This is a genomic window from Syntrophothermus sp., assembly GCF_013314835.1.
Lineage (GTDB): Bacteria > Bacillota > Syntrophomonadia > Syntrophomonadales > Syntrophothermaceae > Syntrophothermus > Syntrophothermus lipocalidus.
Map to the genome: position 1 here is coordinate 1 of NZ_JABUEX010000037.1, position 17,171 is coordinate 17,171.

Sequence of the window (17,171 nt, forward strand, 5' to 3'; positions counted from 1 at the left end):
CCCCCATGCCCGGTACCAGCACCACTATCACGGTGTGAGCGTGGTTGATGATGTCTACTTCCTGCTGCCCCGCTCCTACTGTCTCGACTATTATCATGTCTTTTCCCATCGCATCCAGTACGTGTATACTGTCCCCTATCGCCTTCGACAATCCCCCCATCGCTCCCCGCGATGCTAAACTCCTCACAAATACCCCCGGGTCCTCGGCGTGCCGCTGCATCCGGCACCTGTCCCCCAGAATCGCCCCTCCGGTAAAAGGACTGGTCGGGTCTACTGCCAGAACCCCTACCGTCTTCCCTTTCCTCCGCACCGAAGCTATGATACCATCGGTCAGCGTGCTCTTTCCTGCCCCCGGAGAACCGGTAATCCCTACCACGTGGGCCTTCCCCGTGTATGGAAATACCTTCTTTACCGTCTCCTTGGCCCCTGGTATATTGTCCTCAAGGTTTCGAATCAGGCGGGAGGCGATACGAACGTCTCCCGCCAGCACTTTCTGAACATTTTCCATTAGCTTCACGCCCTCGGTTTGATGTTTTCGTTAATCCATTTTATGATGTCTTCCAGTTTCGCCCCTGGTGTGAATATCTCGATTATACCGTTGTCTTTCAAAAACTGAAAATCTCTGTCGGGAATAATACCGCCACCGACTACCGGTATGTCATTGACTCCCGCTTCCCGTAGCCCCTTGACTACTGCCGGAAACAAGTGATTATGGGCACCCGAAAGACAACTCAAACCGACCATATCTACGTCTTCTTGAATAGCTGCGGCTACGATCTGCTCAGGAGTTTGGTGACAACCGGTATATATTACCTCATAACCGGCATCCCTGAACGCCCTTGCCAGAACTCTAGCCCCGCGGTCGTGTCCATCCAAACCCGGCTTTGCTACCATAACGCGAAGTTTTCTCTCTGCCATCAAATATTCCCTCCCTCAGCACCATTCTAATACAGTCCAGGATCGCGGTACTCGCCGAACACCTCGCGGTAAACGTCGCAGATTTCTCCAACGGTAGCTCTCTCTTTCACAGCAGCGATACAATAAGGCATTACGTTTTCACCCTTGATACACGCTTGCTTCAAGTCTTCCAAGCACTGTTTGACTGCCCGGTTATCGCGTCTGCGGCGTACTTCTTGTGTCCTTTTAACCTGCTCTTGTTCCAGCGCGTCATCGATCTCCACGATGGGAATGTCTATGACCTCGTTTTCCTTCACATACTTGTTAATTCCCACCATTATCTTTTCACCGTTGTCGATCTGCAGCTGGAACTTGTAGGCGGCATCCGCAATCTCCATCTGCGGGAATCCTTTTTCGATGGCAGCTATCATTCCGCCCATTTCGTCTATCTTGTGGATGTATTCCCAAGCCTTCTCTTCCATTTCATTGGTTAGAGCTTCCACGAAATAAGAACCTGCCAACGGGTCGATAGTATTGATAACACCGGTCTCCTCAGCGATGATCTGCTGAGTCCTGAGTGCTATTTCAACCGCATGATCCGACGGCAAGCACAAAACCTCGTCCAGCGAGTTGGTATGCAGGGACTGAGTTCCACCTAGGACCGCCGCTAGCGCTTCGCAAGCTGTCCTTATTACGTTGTTGTATGGCTGCTGAGCCGTCAATGAACAACCAGCGGTTTGGGTATGGAACCGCATCCACCAGGACCGCGGGTTCTTGGAGCCGTAACGTTCTTTCATGGCCTTAGCCCAAATCCGGCGGGCAGCCCGCATCTTGGCGATCTCTTCGAAGAAATCAATATGCGAATTGAAGAAGAACGACAGCCTCGGAGCAAACTCGTCAACATGCAAGCCTTTGCGCCTGATGACGTCTTCAACATATTCCATGCCGTCCCTCAGAGTGAAGGCCAGCTCCTGTATTGCAGTCGCTCCTGCTTCTCTGATATGATACCCGCTGATACTTACTGTATTCCATTTAGGAACATATTTGGTACCGAATTCGATAGTGTCACTGATGAGCTTGACCGAGGGCTCAGGCGGGCACATTAGAGTCTTCTGAGCAATAAACTCTTTGAGCATATCGTTCTGAATGGTACCGCCAAGCTTTTCCAGAGGAATGCCCTTCAGCTCGCCTGCAGCCAAATACATGGCCCATATCGCGGTTGCTGGGGGATTGATGGTCATAGAAGTGGTGATCTTATCCATAGGAATGCCGTCGACGAGCACTAAGAAGTCGTCGAGCGTGTCGATGGCGACCCCGACCTTCCCACACTCACCTTTGGCTTTGGGATGGTCAGTATCATAGCCCATTAAGGTAGGAAAGTCAAAAGCAGTAGAGAGTCCGGTTTGCCCTTCCTTGAGCAGCATGTGCCAGCGCTGATTGGTCATCTTCGCGTCGCCCATACCGGAGAACATTCTCATCGTCCAGACCTTACCGCGGTATCCCGTAACCTGGTTGCCGCGCAGAAACGGGAACTGCCCCGGATAAGCTACATCCCGAGCAAAATCCATATCCTTGATATCCTCGGGCCCGTATATCCTCTTGATTTCGAGGTCCGAAACCGTACTAAACCTCGGCTTGCTTTCGGGAGCCTTTTCAATAGCTCTCCGAACCTCGTCCTCCCACTTTCTCCTCAGTTCAGAGGAAGAATCAAGTACTTCCTTGGCAAAATACATTTAACTCCCTCCCCAAAATAATGTAATCTCAACACCTAAATCGCATCTGCCCGGCTTGTCATTTCTAGATGTATCTTCGCCAAGTCGGCTTAGTGTATATTTTCAATTGTGGACAGGTACAGCACTAAGCTACCTGGTCAGATAACATGAAACAAGTGCGGACGGTATTTCTGGCTCTCTCCTCCTTTCTAAAGTTCATAACTGCTGGTAATCTCCCCTAAGCTCGGTCCGGCCTTTTTCACCCCCTCACACATTACAAAAATCGCATCCTGAATTGATGCAACAGGTAAAATACAAGTAGCCAAAAACTAATATTCAAAGCCTTTCCTAGCCGGAGCCCCTTGATGATACGGGTGTTTAATCTCCACCATCTCTGTTACGAGATCTGCTAGTTCTATTATCTCCGGTGGAGCATATCTACCGGTCAAACCGAGGTCCAGTTCTGGCGGCTTGGTCTTTATCAGTTCTACAACCTCTTGTAGGGGTACTAACTTGAAGTCGAGAGCTACATTTATCTCATCAAGAATAACCATATCGAATTCGCCAGAAGTTATAGCTTTTTTTGCGACTTCCAGTCCCTGCCGTGCCAGCTCGATATCTACAGGAGACGGGTTATCCTTCATGACAAAACTGTCTAGCCCGCTTTGATAAATGATCAGGTTGGGCAAAAATTGCTTGGTACTCAGTACTTCTCCGTAGTCCCTACCTTTCATAAACTGAACAACAAAAACCTTACAACCATGACCGAGCGCCCGCAATGCTAATCCCAAAGCTGCCGTGGTCTTGCCTTTCCCATTGCCGGTATAAACAAATACAATTCCTTTGTTATATTTCTTCAGAACAGCCTCTTTTTCCTCCTCATACACTGTGTTTTATCACCTCCTTGTATGGAGGTAAAACAACGCCGTTCGACTATGCCCAGACCCCTTTTTTTGATCATTCCGTACTCGCCGACAAAAAAGTTACCGCAAGTAATGACCTAGCCACACATAAATCCACCGTAAAGCACGTAAATACCCTCTGTCGCTCAACGAAGCTTTGTTTGGTTAATAATTATTCTGTTCGCCAACAATCTGAGTACATTTTAGCTATTATTCTTTTCAACTGTCAACGGTAATCAGCATGCCCCGGTTAAATTCTTCTCTTCGCCGGGTCGGAGAAGTGAAAACTCGTATTGTTTTCCGCCTCTAATCTCGATAGTCAACTTGTCGGCAGTGTTCTCCACAATACGACCTTCGGCACTACGTTTACATCCGTAATCGTGAAAGGTTACCTGGTGGGTAGGCCGTTCGGACTCTTCTAGGGTGCCAAAGAACCTCTCCTTTTCCGCAGGAGTAAACTCCCTGACCAGCACCCGGTTGCAGCGCGCAGCCTTCTCTCCCGTCTCGTCCCGAACGATCACCTTGTAGTTGGCGTGAAACTTAATCGGAAGCTTGATCTCCATGATATTCAATTCCTCCCTCGCTCAGCTAGGCTTTCTCTTTTTAGATTTAATTATAGCACACACATCTCATTAAGTTCCACTTATTTATATCCACTTTATACCTTAAACAATCCGCTTAGCCTCTTCCTGAATTCCACGATCGACCTTCGGCTCGCGGTTCTCTTTGTGAAGCCTCTGCCAAGCCTGTTCCGTTAACAAAAACGAGACTACTGCCTCTGCTCCTTGGTTGCCGTTGATCCCGTATTCGGTCAACGCGTCATGACAGCCACCCGTTTTAATGTTGTAAAGAGATATGCGGTTACGGTTCTTGCCCCAGTACCAAGCACGTGCAAGGTCAGCCATCCAAAGATAATCGTCCCTTCCAGTAATCTGATAAGCTTCCATCGCAGCCAAAGCTATGGAACAAGCGTCAACCGGTTGCTGGTCATAAAGAGGCATTTCGCATCCCCTGACCCACCATCCCTTATTACCAACGATGTCAAGAAATCCCTCTCTGAACAAAGCTCCCCCTAAAAACCTCATCGCATCCTCTGCCACTCTCAAGGCCTTCTTGTCCCCCGACATCCGGTAGTAAGCCAACAAAGCATGGGGGAGTATAGCATTACAGTATGTTAGTTTGTTTTCGAACCAGTTCCATCCTGGACCGCGGTGAGACATGTACAGGCTGATAAGAGATTGACAGTACTCCTTAGCAACCAGCTCCACGTAAGCCCGGTATCCCGGTAATACATTAATACCAAAACTTATTCCAACCAACCCGTAGGCAACTGACCGCGGGAAGCTTAACTTATTTAGGTTGGGTAGAGCCTTCACGACCATTTCTATCGACAATCGATGTACTTCCTCTATATCGCATTGTGCCGCTACGCTACAAGCCAGAAACGCCCTTCCAATACTGTCTTCAGAATCGATGTCCGGAATAAACTTTTGCCCAATTTTCCAGTTACACCAGGTGCCGTCCTCTCTCTGCGCACTATACAGAAACCTGGTGTAAGTCAGAGCATACTTTTTCCGGTCTTCTTCCTCCATACTCAAAGCAACCAGGAGTGCCCTCGCATTATCATCAACGGTGTACCCGCTACTTATGTCAGGTACACCGTTGACCGAAAACTGTATTATACCGTTTTCATCGGTCATTGTCTTCACATGTCTATAGTCCATGCCCCACCCTCTCGCCGTCCGCAACTCCCTGACCGGCTCCGGCAATCTGATTGGCCAGTCTAACGTACTGTTCACCGATGCGAGGCCACTCAATAGTTTTTCCAAATTCCCGGGTTTTTGCTTCCATGTCTCTTCTTAGTTCTTCATCTGACAAAACGCGATCCATCAGATCCGCTATTTCCTCCGGATTAATCTCCTTACACACCAGGCCCTTGCCGTCAGACAACATTTCCAATGCGTGTTCGTAGGGAGTCGCAACTACAGCCCGACCGCATCCCACCGCGTAAGATAAAGTCCCGCTCACCGCCTGGTCCCGGTTAGGATAAGGGCTTAAGTACAGATCTGTCATGTACAGGTAATCTCCCAGCTCATCCAGCTCAAGGAACCGGTTAACGAACTTAACGTGATTCTCTAGTCCCAGATCTGCTACCATCCTCACCAACATCTGCCTGTACCTGTCGCCCTCTCTCTTAAGGAGCATGGGATGAGTTCCACCCGCGATCAGATACAGCACGTCAGGGTGCCTGTTGATTACCCGGGCTAAAGCCAGAAGCCCATTTTCCAGACCCTTTCCAGGACCGATCAATCCGAAGGTCGTTATCACGCGTCTTCCTTCCAACCCGTACTTTTTCTTAAGCTCGCCCCTGTCCTTTTCTTCAAATACAGGGACCCCGTGATGAATGACCGCTATCTTCTCGGGAGCTATGCCATAGACCCTGGTCAGCCAGTTGGCAGAACGCCGGGTCATACATACTACCGCAGCCGCCTTCTGCCCCAGTCTTGACAGAATACTTCTTTGCGTAGCAGAAGGTCTTGGCAAAACCGTATGGGTTACCAAAATGTACGGCTTGCGAAGGTGAAAAGTGAACTTGAGCACATATTCACCATCTGAACCCCCGAAAATACCGTATTCGTGTTGTATCAGCACAGCTTTTATTTCCGGATTGTAGTTTACCAATTTAGCAGCGTCTATATAGTCCAGTTTTCGTTCCTGCCTGATCTTATAGACCACCTCTGGCGGATAAACATAGGAATAAGCGCTGTCTGATACGGCTATGACCTTTACCTCCTCACCGGCCGCTATGAGGTTGTCCCTCAGATCCTTAGAAAAAGATGCAATCCCACATTGTTTAGGGGGATAAGTACCCAGGTTGATTAATGACATCGACACCACTCCTTTCTTGGACAAGACTTAACCTGCGCGGTACCGCATTAACTTATAAAACAAGCTAGGTAAGTCTTACTGGACAAGAGTTCTTGAATAATCAATAATACTATCCCCCGTTATAGAAGTAATTACCCAAAAACCCCTATCTATCATATGCTTCCCATAGGGCTAAATATGATTCTTTGCCAAAAGCTTCTATAAATCGTACACCTGACTAAAGCGAGCAAAAGTGATGCATCTTGACGAGGATGCACTTCCGAATTCCGTTCCAGATCCGCAGTGCAATCGTTTAAAGATGAGATTCACATGAAGCTATATCGGTAAGAATTTCATGTTTGTCTTTATTATAGCAAGTGATTAGACTGGAAGCAAGAACCCAACAACCCTTTCACGAATAGCTCAAAAAGAAAAAGCGCCCGAACAAATCGGACGCTCCGAAGCTTTGTCCTTCAAAACCTGGCAAACTCTCAACGACTTCCACTCATCTTTAAGTCGTAATAGATGGGACTGGCAACAAATATGGAAGAGTAACACCCGCTGATCACCCCTATTAACAGAGCCAAGCTGAAGACTTTGATAGTCTCTCCTCCAAACGCCAGCAATGCCAACAATACAAACACTACAGCGAGCACGGTATTGATCGAACGGTTCAACGTCTGCATGATGCTCTTGTTAACGGTTTCAGCCAGGTCTCCTTTTTTCTTGAAACCTAGATTTTCCCGAATCCGGTCAAACACCACGATGGTATCGTTAATCGAATAACCGAGAATTGTAAGGATAGCCGCAACAAACGCCCCGTCCACCTGGAGTCGGAATAAAGAAAAAACACCAAGTACCAGTACAACGTCGTGAAGCAGAGCAACTATGGCCCCAACTCCAAAAGAAAACTCAAATCTAAAAGAAATATATACCAGCATAAGAACCGAAGCAATTAATATCGATAATACAGCTTTCATGGTAAGTTCTTTTCCAATGGTAGGTCCAACCGATTCCTCGCTGGGTACGTCAACTTTCCCGACCCGCTTTTCTAGCTGGGTAACGAGTTTATCTCGATCTTCCTGGGTCAGCATCCGGGTACGGATAAAGAATTCCCGATCCCCGCTCCTTTGGATGGAGCTTTCACCTAAGTCTAAACTATCCAAAACACTTCTTACCTGCTGAACCTCAACCGGTTGCTCAAACTTAACCCTGAGCAATGAGCCGCCTGTAAAATCAATACCCTTATTCAGACCGCGGCCCGGCCACAGTAAAGAGACCAGTCCTGGAATTATCAGGAGTAGTGACAACAAATAAAACCACTTTCTGTGCTCTATAATCTTCATGAGTAACCCCTCCTCATACTCCATAGTACTTGGGATTACGGAAAGACTCCGCCGCCCACTTCAGCAACCATCTCGTGAACACCACCGCAGTAAACATACTGGTCACGATACCAATGGCAAGAGTCACGGCAAATCCCTTGATCGGCCCTATGCCAAAGTACATAAGGATTACCGCTGCTATCAAAGTAGTGAAGTTAGAATCGAATATAGTCCAAAATGCCCGCTTGAACCCGGCATCTACTGCCGCCAGAAGAGTTTTCCCAGCGCGGAGTTCGTCTTTTAGACGTTCGTAAATGATAATGTTAGCATCCACTGCCATACCTATGGACAGGAGAAATCCGGCAATTCCCGGCAAGGTAAGCGTAAACTTGCCCAGAGCCATTACTCCCAGGACCAGCATCGAATATACTACCAGAGAAATGTCTGCCAGAAAGCCCGGCAGCCGGTAATACCCGATCATGAATATTAATATCGCCAGCAAACCGATTATCCCGGCCTTTATACTCTTGGCTAATGAGTCGCTGCCCAAGGTTGGGCCTACAGTCCACTTTTGAGCCATCTCCAACGTAACTGGCAAAGCCCCGGACCTCAACAGTACCGCCAGGTTTTCCGCATCCTTAGCCGATTCAAACCCTCCGCTTATTTCGGCCTGGCCGTTGGGAATCTCGTTTCTCACCACCGGCTGGCTGATGATTTCTTTGTCCAGTACAATGGCTATTCTCTTGCCCAGGTTCTCTTTTGTAGCCTTGCGAAAAAGCTCGGCCCCTTCCTTGTCGAAAGTCAGGTCCACCTTAGGCTGGCCTTCTTGGTCAATACCCGCCTTGGCGTCCTTGAGGTTCCTGCCCGTTACCCACACCTTGCCGTTTTCGTCGATAAACTGCAGCTCCGCGGTCTTGCCGATAACCCTTATCGCCTCATTTGGATCCTTAACCCCTGCCAGTTCAATGATAACCCTACGATCTCCCTGGGTCTGGATAACCGGTTCTTTCACCCCGAGCCGGTCCACCCGGTTACGCAAAACCCCGACGGTTTTCTTAAGGGTGTCATCCGTTATTTTCTGGCCCGGCTTCTCTTTGGCCTCCATTACTACGTGTACCCCGCCCCTGAGATCAAGACCGAGGTTGAGGTTGTGAATGATCGGCTGGTAAACTACATAGGCTACTATCCCAACAGCTATCAACATCGCTATCAGTTTTATCAAACCGGTTCGGTTGCTCACTTCACTTCCTCCTTCTCAGACATGCTAAAGCAGCTTGGCCCCGTTTATTATGAGTTCGAACTCGCAGCCCAGGAAATCAGCTGCTCTCCTACACATAACCATGCGGCTTAAAAATATCTCAAAATACTCCATGACCGGGCATATGTTAATGTCTATCACCAGGTCCATCGTGATGGTCATGTTTTCCTCGTTGACCCTGAGCGTAGCTTCCTCTACAGCATAATTAACACGGTCATGGATATCGAAGGTTGATATATCGGGGTTTCTCACCCGAGAACGGTGCACATGAGACTTGTCGGCCAAGATTAAGGCTGCAGCTACCCGGTTTATGGGATGCCCACTGCCCTCGTCATGGTTCCCGATAGCCGCCGCCACTACAGATATCTCCTCAGCCGGCATGCCCATAGCCCTCAGTATGTGCAATGACATCAAGGCCCCACTCTGGCTATGCCCAACCCGGTTGATCACATTCCCTATATCGTGCAGATACCCGGCTATGGCGGCTAATTCAGCTTCTCTCTCAGAGACTCCCAGCTTCTTCAATATGGTGTAAGCTCGTTCTGCCACTAGAGTAACGTGATCGTATCCGTGATCCGTGTACCCGAGCACCCCCAGATGTTCGTTCCCTTTCCTGATAAAGGCATCGACGATCGCGCTCTGTCTTACCTCCTCCAATGTCACCATATGTCCTCTTCCCCTGTTGTTTTACTCTTGCTTATAAGCTATCGCCTTTTTAAGCACCTCTAATTCCACACCCTCCGCCACTCTAAGTATTATAGTTGTATCTTTAACCTTTCTTACCTCGCCCAGTATCCCACTGATGGTAACCACCTTGTCATGAACCTTCAAATCCTCGATAAACTGCTGGTGCTTCTTTTCTTGCCGCTGCCTAGGTAAAACGATGAGTAAATAAAACGCGACTAAGAAAGTTAGTATATACGCGGCCAACCCCTTCCACTCCAAATCTACCCCTCCTAAAGATACTCTCGGCCTAGTTGCCGCTCGGCTCTGAATACCTGGCCAAAAACCTTTCGCAAAAGACCAATAACCTGTCCTCCTGAATTGCGCTTCTTATATTCTCCATCAATTTAATCAAAAAGTAAATATTGTGGTAAGTCAAAAGCCTTAAAGCCAAGATCTCTTCGGCCTTGAACAGGTGGCGAAGGTAAGCCCGAGTGTAATTATGGCAGACATAGCACCCGCATTCCTCGTCTAAGGGTCGAAAATCATCACGATACTCCGCGTTTCTAATCACCAGTTTTCCCCGCGAGGTATAAGCAGTACCGTGCCTCGCCAATCGGGTAGGTAGCACGCAGTCAAACATGTCCACTCCTCTTTTTACGCCTTCCACCAAGTCCTCCGGCGCGCCTACTCCCATGAGATAACGCGGTTTATCTTCTGGTAACACTGTGTTCATGACCTCGATGATGCGGTACATGTCTTCCTTCGGTTCCCCTACTGACAAACCGCCTATGGCGTACCCGTCAAATCCCAAGGATACCAACGACGCGGCGCTCTCAATCCTTAAATCCTCATATACGTTGCCTTGCACGATGCCGAATAAGGCCTGGTCCTCTCTCCGGTGTGCCTGTAAACATCTCTCTGCCCACTTGGTTGTCCTACTCACAGCTTCTCTCGCTTCTTCATACTTGCACGGGTAGGGCGAACATTCGTCAAAACACATAATTATATCCGCTCCCAGGTCTTCTTGAATAGAAATAACCTTCTCTGGATTCAGAAAGTGGCGAGAACCGTCGATATGGGAATTGAAATACACACCATCGTCGGTTATTCTCCGCAAGGGGGCCAAGCTAAAGACCTGATACCCGCCGCTATCGGTAAGAATTCCCCTGCGGTAGTTCATAAAACGGTGAAGCCCTCCTGCCATATGTATGATCTCGGTTCCTGGCCTGAGATACAGGTGATAACTGTTGGCAAGGATGATCCCTGTTCCTATCTCGTACAGTTCTTCCGGAATCAGGGTCTTAACCGTTGCCTGAGTTCCGACTGGCATGAACATGGGAGTTTCGAAAACCCCGTGGGGAGTGGATAGAACCCCTAAGCGAGCTCCTGTTGCCGAACATTTCCTGTTTATGACAAAACCAAACATCTTACACCCCACACTCATATCTTAAGAATCCAAGGCACTACTTTATATGTCGCTTGATAAATCAAGAAACTAACTTATCGAGAGAACATCACTGCTGCTTTTCTCAAAAAAGCCGGTCGGCGATTACCGGGCTAAATAACATACATCGCATCCCCGTAACTAAAAAACCGGTAGCGATTCTCTACTGCGTGACGGTAGGCGGCTAACGTAAGATCTATTCCCGCAAAGGCACAAACCAGCATTAGTAACGACGACTTCGGGAGATGAAAATTAGTTATAAGCTGGTCTACCGCCCTGAAGCGGTACCCCGGATAGATATAGCAATCCGTAAACCCCTGGCGGGGTACATAGCCACGCTTCTCCTCATACGCGCTTTCCAGGGTCCTCACTACTGTAGTGCCAACTGCTACGATTCTTTTACCCGCAGCCCGGGCATCGTTCAAGCGTTCAGCTTCCTGTTCTCCCAATTCATAGTACTCTTGGTGCATCCGGTGCTGGCGTATATCCGGGCTTTCGACTGGGCGAAAGGTTCCCAGGCCGACGTGCAAGAGCAACTTGACCACTTCGACTCCCTGTTGAGTAAGCCTGGTCAATAATTGTTCGGTAAAATGGAGACCAGCCGTAGGTGCTGCGGCCGAACCTGGGCGGGCAGCATAAACCGTTTGGTATGTTTCCTTATCCTGCTCGGTAGGAGGGCGGCTAATGTATGGAGGAAGCGGAACCTCCCCCTCATTCTCAAGAAAACCGTACCAGTCGCTTACCCCCTGAAATCTTATAACCCGACCTCCGGCAAAGCCTAATTCCTGAATAATTTCGGCTTTTGCTCCACAGGTAAACTGAATCACCGCCCCGGGTTTCAAGCGACGGGCAGGGCGTACCAAGGCTTGCCAATCCTCACCAACCTTGCGCAGGAGTAAGATTTCCACATGTGCTCCCGTTTCCTTGATACCTCTGAGACGAACCGGAATAACCCTGGTCTCATTGAGGACCAGAACATGCTTTTCTCCAAGGTATTCTGCGAGTTCAAAAAAATAATGGTCTCGAAATCTTCTTGTCTCCCGCTCCACCACCAAAAGCCGGGAGTGGTCGCGAGGCTGAACCGGGTATTGAGCTACCAGTTCCGGCGGTAACTGGTATTGATAAGTTTCTAGGTTGTATATCTCCATAACTTTAACCCTTATCACCCCTGGCTACCAAAATACAATCCTCAATGCACCCAGATATACGCAGCCCCCATGACACTTAAAAGTGTCACCGCTAGAAAATGATAGCAACCGAGAACTCAGAGCAGCTTTCATTGTCGAACTCACCGAGCCCAGGGTTCTAAAGGGGTCTGCGCCCACTAATAGCCGGATAGCCCAGTTACTCGTCCGGTTTGCGCGTAACACAAATCTCAACCGACGTGTGGGACCCGCCTTTTTCCGCGAACCAACTCTCTAAACGCCCATTTAGAGACGGAACAAGTTTCCTTAAAAGCCGATCTCCAGTTTGGTTTACCGGAACCGCTATCAGTACTACTTCATGCCTAGGCGTCTCGATCAGACCCTCGGCCAACGACTTGTTCAGTAGCGCTTCCAGAGCTGAACCGGCATCTCGTCCCCTTACCGAGACTTGGTTCAGAATCCTGGCCCCGTTTTCATCAGTAGAAACGGGGTTCACTACCAACCCGAACCTGTTGATCCCTAGTTTAATTCCTGGGCCACTTTCAATACTCATGTAAACTACAGGGCTTAGAAACGCCGCTATCTGCAACATTAAGACAAATAAAACCACAACGGCTACCCCGTACCAGACTGCATCTCGCCCCCATTCCCGGTACTGAATCTCAGTTCCGACATCCGGTAGGTACTTTCTTGCTCGTACTCTGCGGAAACGGCCGCTTCTTGTCAGTATTACGGCACCGCTTTCGCTGCTTTCGAGCACCACTCCCTTAATTACAGCCATATGTATTTCTCCTTTTTACTGGCAAAATATAAGGCAACAAATGTCTCAGGTCGTGCGCGACAATCAAGGATATCGCTACCAGATAATGCCCGTGCCTTCTCACGTAAGGCAGAGGCAGATCCACCCTTTGCGCCAGCCAGGATTCAAATTGCGAAACGTCACTGATCAAAACTGTCGAAAGTAACTGTATTTGTTCAGATAACCTAAAAGCCGCTTCCTTAACCGCTTCCAGCACTGCCCAATTTTGCGGGCTCTCCTTGATCAAGACATCATAGTCAAGACCAAATTCTTGAAGTGTTAATCGCAGCCGGTCAATCTCTTTCTGGCGAGCCATCACCGTCTCCACGCTGTTATCATCTGTCATGGTCGTAGGCCGCTTATCCCGGCCTTTGACCAACACCCCAAACCGCCTTATTGGAGCCATCCTGTTGCAACCCCTCTCATCTCGCCCCGCTAGAGACGACCCCTGTGCCTTCAGATCTGGGTCCGAACTGATCAAAAAAATAACCAGGACTGTTCGTCAACTAGAGTACTCATCCTAACAAACCTAACGCCGCCAGAACAAGTTTAAAAGAAAGGTCAGTATCAAGCTAAGGACGATACACGTAACAACTGGAAAATAAAACGTAAAGTTGCCCCGGTGGTAGTAAATGTCCCCCGGCAAACGGAAACTTCCTCCGAATTTAGCCGCCCCCAAAAATACCATCCCCAATACCACAAGTATTAAACCGCTTACGATTAATAACTTAGCCATTCCTTCCATCAGCAAAATCCCCTTTCTTTGATGGTTGGAATCGCTCGACTTCGCTAAAAAGACAACCACAGTACTGCTGTCGGTACAGCCCCAAAGCTTTTGATCTGACCACCGTTTCCTTAAAGCCCTCTCTGAAATCGAAATACACAAAAGGAACGCCGTACTTATCTGCCATTGACTCTCCAGTTTCCCTAATAAGGTCATGCTTCTGAAAAGGGCTTACTAACAAAGTAGTACTGAAGCCCTCAAATTTGCCTCTCCGGGCTATCCGGGCGGTTTGTTCCAAGCGAAGGTGGTAGCAGAAAAAACACCGACGACCCTCGCGGAATGAAACCCTCTGCCAGTAGTCTTCGAAACTGTACTCGTCATTCTTAATTATCATGAGCTTATCCAGTTCAGCATACCGATAAAAAGATTCCCTTCGTTTAGCGTACTCGGTAAAAGGATGTATATTAGGATTGTAAAAGTAGCCCCAGACCTCAAACCCCTTTTCCCGCAAGAAAGGAACCGGGTAAGTAGCACAGGGTCCACAGCAAACATGCAACAGCAACTTCAACGGTTTCACTCCTCATTGATCGCAAAAAGTCGGCCCCCGTGATCCTCGGAGCACTTGTAACCCAGGTGGCGGTACCCGCTGGGAGTTACCATTCTCCCTCGGGGCGATCTCTGGATAAAGCCGATCTTCAGCAAATATGGCTCGTAAACGTCGAGTAAGGTATCGGGTTCTTCGGAAACGGCGGCGGCTAACGTATCTAACCCCACCGGTCCTCCATTAAATTTTGAAATGATAATATCCAGTATTGTCCGGTCGATTCGGTCCAGTCCTCGTTCATCGATTTCCAATTTGGATAAAGCCATGGCCGCAATTTCTGCGTCAATCGTTCCCCCTGACTGAACCACAGCGAAGTCTCTGACCCTTTTTAAAAGGCGGTTAGCTATTCGAGGAGTCCCTCTAGCCCGACGGGCTATTTCCCTAGCTCCGCCCTCATCGATACTGATACCCAGCAAAGCAGCCGATCTCGTTATGATCAGAATTAATTCATCTTCCTCGTAAAAATCCAAACGGCAGAGAATACCGAAACGGTCCCGCAGGGGTGAACTCAAAAGTCCAGGACGAGTCGTCGCCCCTATTAACGTAAAAGGTGGCAGATCCAACCTTAGAGTTCGAGCACTCGGTCCCTTACCGATTACGATATCGATGGCAAAGTCCTCCATGGCAGGGTAGAGTATTTCTTCTACCACTCGGTTTAACCGATGAATTTCGTCGATGAAGAGCACTTCCCCCGGTTCCAGGTTAGTTAGGATAGCAGCCAAATCGCCCGGGCGCTCGAGAGCCGGTCCTGAAGTCTTCCTAATCGGTTTCCCCATCTCGTTGGCAATAACACTGGCTAAGGTGGTCTTTCCCAGCCCGGGAGGACCAGAAAGCAGAACATGGTCCAGAGGTTCCTTCCTTTGTAGAGCCGAATCGATGAAAACGGCGATATTTTCTTTGGCCTTCTCCTGCCCTATATATTCTGCAAGTCTTGACGGCCGCAATGAAATCTCGATATTCGTCTCGATGAAGTCTTCTTCTACCCTCCCAGGTGACACCAATCTCTTCATCTCCGTCCTCCCGTCCAATCATAAATCAGGACTTTGCGCTTGCTCCTTTCAGCCTAAGAACTTTCCTCACGTTTTCTTCTACCGCCTCTCCTAGCTCGTTTTTGGCCTGTAATTGAGATAAGATTGGAACTAGCTCGCTGCTCTTAAAACCTAGGGTTTCCAATGCGCTGATGGTATCGGTCCAGCTCGAGCGTAGACTCTCGCTCGCCGTCGTAGCTATTAAATCAGTTTTGGGCCACTTGTTTTGCAGCTCAAAAATCAGCCTTTGTGCCGTTTTACGCCCAATCCCCGGTACACTCGTCAGGCTCTTTTCGTCCTGAGCCAACACCGCGCGGTATAGCTCTTCCGTAGTCATAGAGGATACGATCCCCAAACAAGTCTTCGCTCCCAAACCAGGAATGCTCAACAACGTCCGGAACAGCTGGCGCTCATCTTTGTCCAAAAATCCGTAAATTCTAAACTCGTTTTCCAGGGTCTGCAGATAAGTGTACAGAAAGACTTCCTGCCCTATGCAAGTCACACGGTTGAGGACACGCGGTGGTACCGTCACTTCGAACCCTACTCCGTTCACGTCCAAGTATACGCAGTCAGTGCCTGTGTCTACCAAGATTCCCCTTAAAAAAGCAATCACAACTGGGTTCCCCTCACTTTCGCCAGCCGGGCAGCGTGGATATGACATATCGCTACCGCTAAGGCATCGGCTGCGTCGTCAGGTTTTGGTATTTCTTTCATTTGCAGTATGGCTTTAACCATCGCTTGAACCTGTCGCTTGTCTGCGTTTCCAAACCCAACGACCGCCTGCTTAACCTCTAAGGGCGTGTACTCGTAAATAACAAGCCCTCTCTCGGCAGCAGTCATCAAAACTACCCCCCGGGCTTGACCTACGGTGATTGCGGTCTTGGCGTTGCGGCTGAAAAACAGTTCTTCTACCGCCAAAACCGAAGGCGAATAACATTGGATAACCTGTTCAATTCGGTTATGTATCTCTAGTAACCGAATGGCTTGGTTCGTACCCGATGAGGTTCGGACTACACCGTAGTCGATCAAGCGGGCTTTCCCACCTATGTCTTCAAGCACGCCGTATCCAGTCGTTGCCGTTCCCGGATCAATACCTAATACTATCATCTTCCCTCCCCATTTCAATAATTATCTTACCATACAACTGGTACTGGGGGGACAAAAAAGCCCGGCTTGCCGGGTTATCGGTGATTACTCATACTCATCTAGGCTTTCCAAAACGTCATTTAAAGCAGTTTCGTTATTGAACTCCATCTTCCCGTTAAATACATCTTCTTGAATTTTTTCTGGCAAGTCTTCGACCCGTATCTTGGTCACGCGCGCCACCTCCTGGTTATTCCCCGAAGGTCCCTTATAAACAGCCAGGTATCCCTTATATGTGCCCAAGTGGCAGAGATTCTTATCCTTAGGACACCAATCGTCAATCCTCTGGTAAATCACGAGCGACCCATTGTCCTCGAACCACACGAGGTACCCATCTCGCACCGGATATAGTTCCCTAACCCCGCTCAGCGATTTCCCAATCAGATATTTCTTCCCTTTGAACTCACTGGTAGTCACATGACCGCAGCGGGTATAGACCTGTTCCAATATCACCGGGGTTTTATCCTGAACCATGAATTCTTTTTTGCTGTCTATTGCGGCGGGCTTGAAATCGAAATTCTTGAAACGGGGCCAGTTGTGGGCAAGCCCGTAGCCCAGTGCAAAACTTAACAGCAAGGTTCCTGCAAGAACTGCACCCCGGTAAGGCCTGATCATACTCTCACCTCCATCAATGTATATTCTTCCCAATTGAGGAT

At 48.8% G+C, this 17,171-nt stretch carries 21 protein-coding genes; all 21 read right to left on the bottom strand.

The genetic code is table 11. From position 1 onward, the window contains the following. Positions 1-508: ArgK/MeaB family GTPase (locus HPY90_RS10965; RefSeq protein WP_502707208.1), on the bottom strand; the 508-nt coding region annotated here is incomplete at its 3' end. 5 nt (positions 509-513) lie between these two features. After that, on the bottom strand, positions 514-918 hold the full coding sequence (locus HPY90_RS10970) for a cobalamin B12-binding domain-containing protein (RefSeq protein ID WP_013174941.1): 405 nt from the start codon (positions 916-918) through the stop codon (positions 514-516). 26 nt (positions 919-944) lie between these two features. Further along, positions 945-2,630: a methylmalonyl-CoA mutase family protein gene (locus HPY90_RS10975; RefSeq protein ID WP_013174940.1), complete on the bottom strand. Its 1,686-nt coding sequence runs from the start codon at positions 2,628-2,630 to the stop codon at positions 945-947. 308 nt (positions 2,631-2,938) lie between these two features. Continuing rightward, entirely contained in the window at positions 2,939-3,496 is a 558-nt protein-coding gene (gene cobO, locus HPY90_RS10980) for a cob(I)yrinic acid a,c-diamide adenosyltransferase (RefSeq protein WP_287194444.1), read from the bottom strand. 251 nt (positions 3,497-3,747) lie between these two features. Further along, entirely contained in the window at positions 3,748-4,074 is a 327-nt protein-coding gene (locus HPY90_RS10985; RefSeq protein WP_013174938.1) for a hypothetical protein, read from the bottom strand. A 102-nt stretch (positions 4,075-4,176) separates the two neighbouring features. Beyond that, positions 4,177-5,235 carry a hypothetical protein gene (locus tag HPY90_RS10990; RefSeq protein ID WP_287194446.1) on the bottom strand — a complete coding sequence of 353 codons (1,059 nt, stop codon included), beginning with the start codon at positions 5,233-5,235 and terminating at the stop codon, positions 4,177-4,179. Continuing rightward, positions 5,225-6,400 (bottom strand): glycosyltransferase family 4 protein, encoded by a 1,176-nt coding sequence (locus tag HPY90_RS10995; RefSeq protein WP_287194448.1) that lies wholly within the window; start codon positions 6,398-6,400, stop codon positions 5,225-5,227. The genes HPY90_RS10990 and HPY90_RS10995 overlap by 11 nt, the downstream gene beginning before the upstream one ends. Before the next feature lie 470 nt (positions 6,401-6,870). Beyond that, on the bottom strand, positions 6,871-7,725 hold the full coding sequence (gene secF, locus HPY90_RS11000) for a protein translocase subunit SecF (RefSeq protein ID WP_287194450.1): 855 nt from the start codon (positions 7,723-7,725) through the stop codon (positions 6,871-6,873). Between the two features lie 13 nt (positions 7,726-7,738). After that, entirely contained in the window at positions 7,739-8,944 is a 1,206-nt protein-coding gene (secD, locus tag HPY90_RS11005) for a protein translocase subunit SecD (protein WP_287194452.1), read from the bottom strand. Between the two features lie 24 nt (positions 8,945-8,968). Further along, positions 8,969-9,628 carry an HD domain-containing protein gene (locus tag HPY90_RS11010; RefSeq protein ID WP_287194454.1) on the bottom strand — a complete coding sequence of 220 codons (660 nt, stop codon included), beginning with the start codon at positions 9,626-9,628 and terminating at the stop codon, positions 8,969-8,971. 21 nt (positions 9,629-9,649) lie between these two features. Then, on the bottom strand, positions 9,650-9,907 hold the full coding sequence (gene yajC, locus HPY90_RS11015; protein WP_013174932.1) for a preprotein translocase subunit YajC: 258 nt from the start codon (positions 9,905-9,907) through the stop codon (positions 9,650-9,652). A gap of 28 nt (positions 9,908-9,935) precedes the next feature. Beyond that, the gene (gene tgt / locus HPY90_RS11020) at positions 9,936-11,054 is read right to left on the bottom strand and encodes a tRNA guanosine(34) transglycosylase Tgt (protein ID WP_287194456.1); all 1,119 of its coding nucleotides are present in this window, start codon (positions 11,052-11,054) and stop codon (positions 9,936-9,938) included. Between the two features lie 131 nt (positions 11,055-11,185). Continuing rightward, a complete protein-coding gene (gene queA / locus HPY90_RS11025; RefSeq protein ID WP_287194459.1) occupies positions 11,186-12,220 on the bottom strand; it encodes a tRNA preQ1(34) S-adenosylmethionine ribosyltransferase-isomerase QueA in 1,035 nt (344 codons plus the stop codon). A gap of 196 nt (positions 12,221-12,416) precedes the next feature. Then, the gene (locus tag HPY90_RS11030; protein ID WP_287194461.1) at positions 12,417-12,998 is read right to left on the bottom strand and encodes an anti-sigma-I factor RsgI family protein; all 582 of its coding nucleotides are present in this window, start codon (positions 12,996-12,998) and stop codon (positions 12,417-12,419) included. Next, the gene (locus HPY90_RS11035) at positions 12,985-13,422 is read right to left on the bottom strand and encodes a hypothetical protein (protein ID WP_287194463.1); all 438 of its coding nucleotides are present in this window, start codon (positions 13,420-13,422) and stop codon (positions 12,985-12,987) included. Before HPY90_RS11035 ends, HPY90_RS11030 begins: the two co-directional genes overlap by 14 nt. 123 nt (positions 13,423-13,545) lie before the next feature. Then, positions 13,546-13,761 (bottom strand): DUF2905 domain-containing protein, encoded by a 216-nt coding sequence (locus tag HPY90_RS11040; protein ID WP_013174927.1) that lies wholly within the window; start codon positions 13,759-13,761, stop codon positions 13,546-13,548. After that, positions 13,745-14,308: an epoxyqueuosine reductase QueH gene (locus tag HPY90_RS11045; RefSeq protein WP_287194465.1), complete on the bottom strand. Its 564-nt coding sequence runs from the start codon at positions 14,306-14,308 to the stop codon at positions 13,745-13,747. The genes HPY90_RS11040 and HPY90_RS11045 overlap by 17 nt, the downstream gene beginning before the upstream one ends. A 5-nt stretch (positions 14,309-14,313) precedes the next feature. Next, entirely contained in the window at positions 14,314-15,354 is a 1,041-nt protein-coding gene (gene ruvB, locus HPY90_RS11050) for a Holliday junction branch migration DNA helicase RuvB (RefSeq protein ID WP_013174925.1), read from the bottom strand. 25 nt (positions 15,355-15,379) lie between these two features. Beyond that, complete coding sequence (gene ruvA, locus HPY90_RS11055; RefSeq protein WP_287194466.1) at positions 15,380-15,985, bottom strand: Holliday junction branch migration protein RuvA; 606 nt, start codon at positions 15,983-15,985, stop codon at positions 15,380-15,382. After that, a complete protein-coding gene (ruvC, locus tag HPY90_RS11060; RefSeq protein ID WP_013174923.1) occupies positions 15,982-16,479 on the bottom strand; it encodes a crossover junction endodeoxyribonuclease RuvC in 498 nt (165 codons plus the stop codon). The genes ruvA and ruvC overlap by 4 nt, the downstream gene beginning before the upstream one ends. Before the next feature lie 84 nt (positions 16,480-16,563). Continuing rightward, positions 16,564-17,130: a BofC C-terminal domain-containing protein gene (locus tag HPY90_RS11065; protein WP_287194468.1), complete on the bottom strand. Its 567-nt coding sequence runs from the start codon at positions 17,128-17,130 to the stop codon at positions 16,564-16,566. Positions 17,131-17,171 lie beyond the last annotated feature (41 nt).